At 42.8% G+C, this 6,280-nt stretch carries 4 protein-coding genes and 1 pseudogene; 4 read left to right on the top strand and 1 reads right to left on the bottom strand.

The window, feature by feature from the left end; genetic code table 11:
* The 3 genes from uvrD to B4F91_RS13420 all read left to right on the top strand — a co-directional run.
* On the top strand, positions 1 to 1,994 hold a 1,994-nt coding region (uvrD, locus tag B4F91_RS13430), incomplete at its 5' end, for a DNA helicase II (RefSeq protein ID WP_288635858.1).
* Positions 1,972 to 4,032 (top strand): GNAT family N-acetyltransferase, encoded by a 2,061-nt coding sequence (locus B4F91_RS13425; RefSeq protein ID WP_096040978.1) that lies wholly within the window; start codon positions 1,972 to 1,974, stop codon positions 4,030 to 4,032. The genes uvrD and B4F91_RS13425, both read left to right, overlap by 23 nt.
* A gap of 58 nt (positions 4,033 to 4,090) precedes the next feature.
* Entirely contained in the window at positions 4,091 to 4,939 is an 849-nt protein-coding gene (locus B4F91_RS13420; RefSeq protein WP_096040977.1) for a chemotaxis protein, read from the top strand.
* Positions 4,940 to 4,988: 49 nt separating this feature from the next.
* On the opposite strand, the gene B4F91_RS13415 is transcribed toward B4F91_RS13420, so the two are convergent.
* Complete coding sequence (locus B4F91_RS13415) at positions 4,989 to 5,645, bottom strand: NAD(P)H-dependent oxidoreductase (RefSeq protein WP_096040976.1); 657 nt, start codon at positions 5,643 to 5,645, stop codon at positions 4,989 to 4,991.
* A 137-nt stretch (positions 5,646 to 5,782) separates the two neighbouring features.
* Here B4F91_RS13415 and B4F91_RS13410 point away from each other — a divergent pair.
* Positions 5,783 to 5,878, top strand: a pseudogene (locus B4F91_RS13410) (sugar O-acetyltransferase); the annotation flags it as partial.
* Between the last annotated feature and the right edge of the window lie 402 nt (positions 5,879 to 6,280).

The raw sequence follows: 6,280 nt of genomic DNA, 5'->3' as shown, positions 1-6,280 counted from the left end.
TTGCAGTTACTTTTACCAATAAAGCCGCTAAAGAAATGCGCACCCGTGTTGAAGAAACCCTAAAAGCCCCTGTCGGTGGTATGTGGATTGGTACTTTCCATGGTTTATCACACCGTATTTTGCGCGCTCATCACCGTGAAGCAAACCTGCCAGAAGCCTTTCAAATTTTAGACTCTGACGATCAACTAAGAATGATCAAGCGCTTATTAAAATCAATGAATATTGATGACAAAAAGTGGCCCGCCAAACAATTTGGCTGGTACATCAGTGCTAAAAAAGATGAAGCCCTGCGTCCTAAAGATATTCAAGCCTACGATATAAACGAGCAAATGATGCTACGTGTATATGCCGCCTATCAAGAGGCGTGTGACCGTGCAGGTTTAGTCGATTTTGCAGAAATACTGCTACGTAGCTACGAAGTACTTAAAAATAACCCTACGCTACTTCGCCATTACCAGCAGCGCTTTGCCCACATGCTGGTAGACGAGTTCCAAGATACCAATACCATTCAATACGCATGGTTAAAGCTACTTGCTGGTGATACACAAAGCATTATGATTGTAGGCGACGATGACCAAAGTATTTACGGTTGGCGCGGCGCTAAAATAGAAAACATTAAACGCTTTTTAACTGATTTTGACGCCGAAACTATTCGTCTTGAGCAAAACTACCGCTCAACCGCAACCATCCTAAAAGCATCTAATGCGCTAATTAAAAACAATTCAGAGCGCATGGGTAAAAGCCTTTGGACCGATGGTAACGAAGGCGAGCCTATATCAATTTATGCCGCCTTTAACGAGCTAGACGAAGCCCGCTTTGTAAGCAGCAAGCTACGCAGCTGGTTAAATGCTGGTAATGCGTTGCAAGACGCCGCTATTTTATACCGTAGTAACGCGCAATCTCGTGTACTCGAGGAAGCCATGCTTCAAGAAGGCTTAAAATACCGTATTTACGGTGGTATGCGATTCTTCGAACGTCAAGAAATTAAAGATGCGCTATCGTACTTACGATTAGTAGGAAACCGCCAAGACGACGCCGCATTTGAGCGTGTAATTAACACCCCTGCGCGCGGTATTGGCGATAAAACACTTAGCCATATACGCGACTGTGCGCGTGCTGAGTCTCTGCCTCTTTGGTACGCAGCTAAAGCAATTGTTGAACAACAACATTTATCGGGTCGTGCGGCAAGCGCTGTTACAAAATTTGTAGAGTTGGTAGAGCACATAGAAGATAAAATTAGCGACCTTACACTGCAAGAGCAAGCCAAATACACTATCCAAACCTCTGGCCTTATGGCCATGTATCAAGCTGAAAAAGGCGAAAAAGGCCGAGCTCGCGTAGAAAACTTAGAAGAGCTTATCAGTGCCTGCGATCAGTATGAACTCCCCGAAGAAGAAGAGTTTAGCTCACCACTACAAGGCTTTTTAGCTTATACATCGCTTGAGTCTGGTGAAGGCCAAGCCGATGAACACGAAGACGCTGTGCAAATGATGACTCTTCACTCAGCTAAGGGCTTAGAGTTTCCACTTGTGTTTATGGTGGGCGTTGAAGAAGGCATGTTCCCATCGCAGCAAAGTAATGAAGAGTCAGGGCGCTTAGAAGAAGAACGCCGCCTTTGTTACGTGGGCATGACCCGTGCCATGGACAAACTTTACATAAGCCATGCCGAAAGCCGTCGTTTATACGGCCAAGAAAAGTACCATAGCCCATCGCGATTTTTACGCGAAATACCCGAAGATTGCGTAGAAGAAATTCGTATTAAAACACAGGTATCACGACCGCCGGCTGCAGGACGTTTTAGCGCATCAGTAAGCCATGCTGTGTTTGAAGAAAGTGGTTTTAACTTAGGCCAACGTGTACTGCACGCTAAATTTGGTATTGGCACTGTGCTTAATTACGAAGGCAGCGGCGCGCAATCGCGTGTGCAAGTAAACTTTGATGACCTTGGTAGCAAATGGTTAGTAACCGCATATGCACGACTTCAAGCTGTATAAGCACTTTGTTGAGCAATTAACGCAGCAACTAACTGGCGCAAAGCATCGCCAGTTAGTGCTGATTACAGGCCAGCCTACGTGGTGCTATGAGCTATTAAGCGCGTTAACCCGTTCGGATGATGTAAAGTTACTTTCAAGCAGCCTTACCAATGCAAGTTGGCCTGAGCATACTCATCAACTACTTGGGCAAGAGTTTCCTCACGCCGTTTATGATGGCTTTAGTGGCATTTACCCCGATAAACTCGCTGCATTAGCCGGCACCGTAAAAGCCGGCGGGCTTTTATTTTTATTACTGCCTGATTTACAACGTCTAGCCTCATGGCAAGACCCTGCGCTGCAAAGCGTGCAGTCTTATGGGTGTAGTAATCAGCAAAGCTATTTTAATTTACGTTTTTCTCGCCTTTTACAAACCCTACCCGCCATACACTTTGATGAACACACTGTCTGTAAACAGCCGCAGCTCAAAAGCAATGTAACAAATAAAATTGAGTATCAGGCGCAGCAACACTGCGTTGAGCAAATAATTAAGGTGGCCACAGGACGTGCGAACAGGCCTTTAATTATTAATGCCGACAGAGGGCGAGGAAAATCAGCCGCGCTAGGTCTTGCAGCCGCAGCATTACATGATAAAAAAATCATTGTATGCGCAACACAATTTAGAGCCACCCATAGCTGTTTTAAGCATTTAGCTAAAACCTTACAGGTTGAATACAAGGCTCAGCAAAAACATTTAGCTAATTTACATTACATGGCGCCTGATGCACTGCTTAATCAGTTGCCGCTATGTGATTTATTACTGGTTGATGAAGCCGCCGCAATACCTGTCCCACTACTGTTAACCATGTTAAAGCACTACCCGCGCATAGTCTTTGCGAGCACCTTGGTAGGCTACGAGGGTAATGGCCGAGGCTATACTATTCGCTTTACGCAACATATTAAAGCAAATTACAAAGCGGCAAAAATTGTAAACTTAGAAGAGCCTTTACGCTTTGCCAAGGGCGACCCTCTTGAGCAACATGTACGCACACTCTTTGCTTTAGATGCACAATATAACGAATACCCACCCGCTTTAAATAGCATTGAGCACGTTGAAGTCACTCAACAGCAACTCGTTGACAATGAGCCTTTACTACAGCAAATAGTTGCGTTGCTAGCACTTGCCCATTACCAGAGCAGTGTTAACGATTTACGCCAATTACTTGATGCCCCAGCGCAAAGGCTGTTTATTAGTAGATGCGACATGCATGTTGTGGGAGTGTGTTTAATAGCAGTTGAAGGCGGTATGGATGCAAAGCTAGCTAAGCAAGTAATCAGTGGTGAGCGCCGCCCACAAGGGCATTTAATGGCACAATCGCTCGCGCAATTAAGCGCACAGCCAAGCTATTTAACAAAACAAAGCGCACGCGTTATTCGTATAGCTGTTGCACCTAACCTGCACCAACAAGGCGTAGGTAAAGCATTACTAGCGCATTGCCAGCATCAGCTAACCCCCACCTGTAGTTATATAGGTGCAAGTTTTGGGGCTACAGCAGGGCTTTTACATTTTTGGCAATCTCAGGGCTTTAGTGCTGTAAAGCTAGGTTATCAGCGAGATAAAAGCACGGGTGAGCACTCAGCCCTCGTTATTAAAGCATTAGACACATCCACGCAGGGCTTACATACCCTAGCTCAGCAATTTAAAAGTGATTTGTTTTATGGTTTATTAACGCACTTTAGCCAACTCGACAGTGAGTTAGTCAGTGAGCTAATAAGTAAATTTATCGATGAATCTAGCATGCCCAGCCCACCTATAAACACTGCAATTAGTACAATAAATCGCTTTAATACCGCGCCAAAACTATGGTATTTATTTAACCACTCTCCATCCTGCCTAATGGCAACTAAAAGTGAAGATCGCCACTTGCTGATACAAATGGTATTACAAAACCACAGTAATGAGCAGCTAATCAAGCAACATTGCTTAAGTGGAAAAAAAGCCTTAGAGCAACAATTTAAACTCGCAGTTAAGTCACTAATTAAAAAACCACACAACCTTTAAGCTATTTATCTATTTTGTTCTATCCTTAAAGCATTACAAGGCAATTAAAGATAAAGGTATGGAATTCATAAACTTTCAAGTGGGCTGTAAAACCATTTCACTTAAAATTCTCGATATTTTACTCACCGAGCGGTTTGATAATAACCTCACTACATTGCCAAATAACAATAAGAGCTTTATTGGTGTAAAAGACTACATGGAAACACCCACGCCGGTGTTCGACCTAGGTGTTATTTTAAATGGCAGCTCTACAGAGCAAAGTAATAAAAAAGCACTTAATGAGCTAAGAACCTGGCAAGCCTCGCTTAATGATTGGTTTAGCCAATTTGAAAAAAGCATCGCGCAACAGAGCCACGTAATAACAAACGATAAAACTCAGCTGCACAACATCGCCGTATTTTATAAAGAGTTTAAAACTGACAACAGTGACCTAAAAACTATCATAGAAAAACTTGATGAGCCTTTTCAAGCGCTAGTAACAGCAACAGATCGCGCAGTTAGTGCTCATAACGAGCAAGACTATAAACAAGCCAGTAAATATTTAGCGAGTATAAAGCGCAACAGCTTTATGCAATTACAACGACTGTTTGATGCGGCAAAAGAGCAAATAACACTCGATTATAAACCTATTATTATTTTTACTACTAAAGATGGGCTCAACCCGCATATCGGATTACTAGTAGATAAAGTAGAGGACAATATAGATTATAAAAAAGAAGACATTAAGCCACTCGATAAATTAACCGAAGTAGGCTTTGATATAGACCCGCAAACCAAAGGCATGATGCGAGGGCTAATAAAGTTAGCCGAAAAACACAGTGTTTTAATAGACCCTAGCGCAATATTTAGACCTGATCATTTAGCACAACAGGAAGACGAAGAAACACAAGCGTATGGTTTATTCTAAAAATAAAAAAGCCGAGAAGGCTCTCGGCTAATTAACTTATAGCAACACGTTATACAGTAGCTATAATATCTTCAACTGGTAAACGCGCTTTAGGTTTGCCAAAGTTCCAATCTTCTTCTTCAACTGGGTAACCCATTGCAAGTGCCACTTCACAAATATGACCATCAAGCTCTTCGCTAAACTTCTCACCGATTAACTCTGGATCAACACCTTCCATAGGCGTAGATGCAATATTTAAACGCGCCAGTGTATGCATAATGTTACCCAGTGCTAGGTAAACTTGTGCTTTAGTCCAGCTGCCATTGTAGCCATTTTCATCCGTATTCATTTCAGCAAAAGCGTAGGCACCCATAAAGCTTTCACGCAGTTGCGCTGGTAAGTGACCAGAGCTCACTTCAACATCCACGCGTTTAACAAACTTCTCTTTAGTAAACTTAGGATCGTAAGCTAATAACAGCGTATGCGACGCTTCTTTAGCGTGTAATTGATTAAACTGGTGCTTGTTAGAAAATGTATCGTGCAAACGCTGCTTAGCTTCATCACTTTCTACCAATACAAACTTCCAAGGTTGAGAGTTGATTGAAGAAGCAGACAAGCGAATAGCTTCTTTAATTACGTCAAGATCCGCCGATGAAATACGTTTGCTCGTATCGTATTTTTTAGCCGTGTAACGGTTATGTAAGTCTTTAATAATTTGATGAGACATGCTCTTCTCCCCTTTGGTAAGGTATGTAAATACAAGATGGGGCAAGTTTATAGGGTTTGCTATCAATTGATAATTAGCAAAATACTTAAAAGACTTTCTAAAAAAATTTGATAATAGATCAAGCCCATACCTTTTGGGATAACAGTGTTATTGGTGCGGGATCTGTAGTAACTAAAAATGTAGAGGCGGATACTGTTGTTGCTGGTAATCCAACTCGTGAGATAAGAACACTATATTTACCATACAAAGATGTGCGGCGAGCGTTATCCGCGGGTTTCGTGATACTCAACCCACGCTACGGAGGTGGTGCTATTACGTAAAGACATGTATTTCACTTTTCAACGGACGTAAAAAAGCCCGGCTCTTTCGAGTCGGGCTTTCTTGTATTTGAAGCCTGGCAATGTCGTAGTGCCCACAGCGGTAGAGAGTCACATAGCAAATGCTACATTATCATTGCGTCGGGGCGGCCTTATGCGGTGCACGCTTTCGAGCTGTTTCGTTTAACTCAGGGTTCGGCATGAGTCTGGCTATTTATTAAATCCCAGACAGCAAAAAACCCGTCACATGGCTGTAACGGGTTTCTCTTATTTGGAGCCTGGCAATGTCCTACTTTCACATAGCAAATGCTACACTAT

It is taken from the genome of Pseudoalteromonas sp. UBA6610 (assembly GCF_002433295.1).
GTDB classification, from domain to species: Bacteria; Pseudomonadota; Gammaproteobacteria; order Enterobacterales; family Alteromonadaceae; genus Pseudoalteromonas; species Pseudoalteromonas atlantica.
This window is presented reverse-complemented; position numbering and strand designations above follow the sequence as displayed.